2 protein-coding genes and 1 pseudogene are annotated in these 3,092 nt (G+C 63.1%); all 3 read right to left on the reverse strand.

What is annotated here, in order from left to right:
- A pseudogene (locus tag EOA75_RS31165) lies at window positions 1-246 on the reverse strand (DedA family protein); the annotation flags it as partial.
- Window positions 247-257: 11 nt separating this feature from the next.
- Window positions 258-1,580 carry an MFS transporter gene (locus tag EOA75_RS31170; RefSeq protein WP_127325973.1) on the reverse strand — a complete coding sequence of 441 codons (1,323 nt, stop codon included), beginning with the start codon at window positions 1,578-1,580 and terminating at the stop codon, window positions 258-260.
- A 76-nt stretch (window positions 1,581-1,656) separates the two neighbouring features.
- The coding region (locus tag EOA75_RS31175) for a multicopper oxidase domain-containing protein (RefSeq protein ID WP_127325975.1) at window positions 1,657-3,092 on the reverse strand (1,436 nt) is incomplete at its 5' end.

The following is a 3,092-nucleotide window of genomic DNA, read 5'->3' on the forward strand; positions in this document are numbered from 1 at the left end:
GTCGAGGACAGTGGGTTTCACCGGAAACCATTTGCGGTCGCGAAAACGATCGACGCCACGCCCAAGCAGCCAGTTGACCACCGAGCCCAGCACATTGCCGAGCGTGGCGACCAGGATCAGGGCGACCGGCGACTGGGCGCCCGTAAGGAGCAGGCCGGTCAGCAGCGCTTCCGATTGCAGCGGCAGGACGGTCGCCGCCGCAAACGCGGTCAGGAACAATCCGCCGAATGCGGCAGTGTCGCCAATCATCGCGTCCGTCAGCTCGCCTTCGGCCATCTCGGGTGCCGATCATCGACGACAAAACCGTGCGCGTGTTCGTAACCCGCCTCGGTCCAGAGGGCATCCTGAATATGGGGATGGCCTTGCGGCAGGTCGTCGTGGACGTGCGCGATAACGTCGGGATCGTGACGCGGCCACAATCCCATTGCCACCAGCAACGCGATGGTGCCGATAGCGCCAAGCAAAAGATAGGTGAAGGGCAAGCCCATTGCCGCCCCTGCGCGTCCGGCGATCGGATAGGTGATCAACCAGCAGGCATGGGAGAGTGCGAACTGCGCGGCGAACAAGCCTGGCCTGTCGACGGCGTCCGCGGAACGGCGGATCAGGCGACCCGACGGTGTTTGAGCGATGGAGTAGCCAAGTCCGAGCACGAACCACAGTGCCAGCAGCAGCGGATATTGACCAACAGGCGGCCCAAGGAACATGCCGGCCACCAGGATAGCCGCGCCCGTTAGCATCGCCGTCCGATCGGGTATCTTCTCGAGCAGTCGCGGCAGGGCGAGCGCGGCGATCATGGACCCGCCACCAAAGGCCGCCAGGGCGAGCGCCGTCTGGCGCTGCGACAGGCCAAACTGACCCTGCACCAGCACGACCGTATTGACGATTACCATGGCGCCGGAGGCCGCCACCGCAAGATTGAGGGCCAGCAAACCGCGCAGACGCGGCGTCGCGAGATATATGTGCAAGCCGCGCGTCGTGCGATCGTAGATGCCGCGTGGTCGCGAGGGTTTCGGGCTCGGCAGCATGACCGAAAACACCAGCGCGGCGGAAGCCAGGAAGCCGATGACGGTGCCCGCGAAAAGGCTATGAAAGCTGATCACCGAAAGCAGCGCCGCAGCCAGCATCGGACTGGCAACGCTTTCGAGATCGTATGCCAGGCGTGAGAGGGAAAGCGCCTTGGTATAATCCTTTTCGCCCGACAGAACGTCAGGGATTGTGGCCTGGAACGTCGGCGTGAAGCCGGCCGACGCCGACTGCAGGATGAAGATCAGGACGTAGACCTGCCAGATCTCGGTGACGAAGGGCAGGAACATCGCGACCCCGCCGCGCACGAGATCGAGCGCCACCAGCATGGTGCGCCTCGGCAGCCGCTCCGCGAAAGCGGCCGCTACCGGCGCGACGCCAACATAGGCGATCATCTTGATGGCGAGCGCGGTACCAAGCACCGCGCCTGCATCCGCGCCGGCGAGATCGAACGCCAGAAGGCCGAGCGCAACTGTCGCCAGACCGGTGCCGACCAGCGCGATGACCTGCGCCATGAAAAGATGCCGATAAGTGCGGTCAGCAAGGACCCTCAGCATGACTTCTTTCTTCTCCAGAGCCCCGAGACAGGCCAGCCGCCATTTTCAAAACGGGATGCAACAGCGGCAAATAACTTCAGCTCACATCGATGACGACCATCAGCCCACCGCCGCCCTTCTGCTCGACATTGTTGTTCGTCGTATGATGCGGGATATGGCAGTGGATCAGCCATTTGCCGGGGCGCTGTGCCTTCCATACGACGTCATAGCGTTGGCCAGGTCCGACGTTGATCGTGTCGGCTAGGAAACGGGCCGAGGCGGGAATGGTCTCGCCGTCGCGCGCGACGACCTCGAATGGACCGCCGTGGATGTGCATCGGATGGATGAAGCCGTTGTTAGTCCCGATGAAACGAACCTTCAGCGTCTCGCCGACCTTCATATGGATTGTATCGGTAGAGGGATAGGCCTTGCCGTTGATGGTGAAGAAATTCGGCATGCCGCCATCCATCGGCATCGACGGATATGTCAGCCGCTCGCGCTTGAGCCATTCCTGAAGCTGGATGATGTAGTCATCGTCGGCCGCCACTTCGTCTGCTGCATTGGCAGGATCGATGATCAGAGCCCCGTAGAGGCCGAGCGCTTGCGTGCGGTCTGGCTTGGCATGCGGATGATAGAAATAGGTCCCGTGCTGCGTGGCCGTAAACTCGTATGAAAACTTACCGCCTGGCTCGATCGGTTTTTGCGTTATCTCAGCCGGCCCGTCCATCTGGTTGGGCAGGATCATCCCATGCCAATGAATAGTCGTTTCTTCCGGCAAATCGTTTGTGACGTTGACCCTGATGCGATCCCCCTGACGGATATGGATGCGCGGGCCCGGGATCTGGCCGTTATAGGCATAGGCGTCGACCGTCACATCCGGCAGGATCTGCCAGCGGACCACCGAGGGTCGCAGCTCGAACACCTTCACGCCGTTCTCCATCCGGAACGGCAGGTCTTGGTCTCCCTTGGCCGAAAGGCCATAGGATGCGCTCACCAGGCGCGGATCGGCCGCCGCCATGTCGCGCATCGCGTCGGCCGGCGTGTCGCGGTCCATGATCATGCCCGGCGGCATGATCACCCCGCCGACGTCGCGGGCCGACAGTCGCAGGTTCAGCCAGTTCGCCGGAGCCAGCATGCCGACGCCGAGCGCAATCAGCGACACCACGCCGAGCGCAGCGATCTGGGGCGTTGTCGCGTCCGACCGCATCTGGTGGCTGCCGCTCCCCTTGTGTGGTCCCATATCGTGCCCGTGCTCGTGATGAGCATGGCCACTGGCGTTGGCCTGCTGCATCTGCATCTGCGCGTGCTGTATCTCGGCAACGGGCTCTCGGTTGGCCTTTCCGGTGTCTGCCGAGCGCTCGGTCATCAGCCCATGCTTCAGGCCGCGCGCGACCAGCCAGACATTCGCGGGATAGGCCAGCGCGAAGCCGGCAATGACGCCGACCGACATCACCCCCCAGAATAGCAGCTCGGTCGGCTCCATGGCGCGCATGTCGCGGCCCATCATCAGGAAGCTCATAACCGGCGCCATAC

It is taken from the genome of Mesorhizobium sp. M1A.F.Ca.IN.022.07.1.1 (assembly GCF_003997575.1).
Classification (GTDB): Bacteria; Pseudomonadota; Alphaproteobacteria; order Rhizobiales; family Rhizobiaceae; genus Mesorhizobium.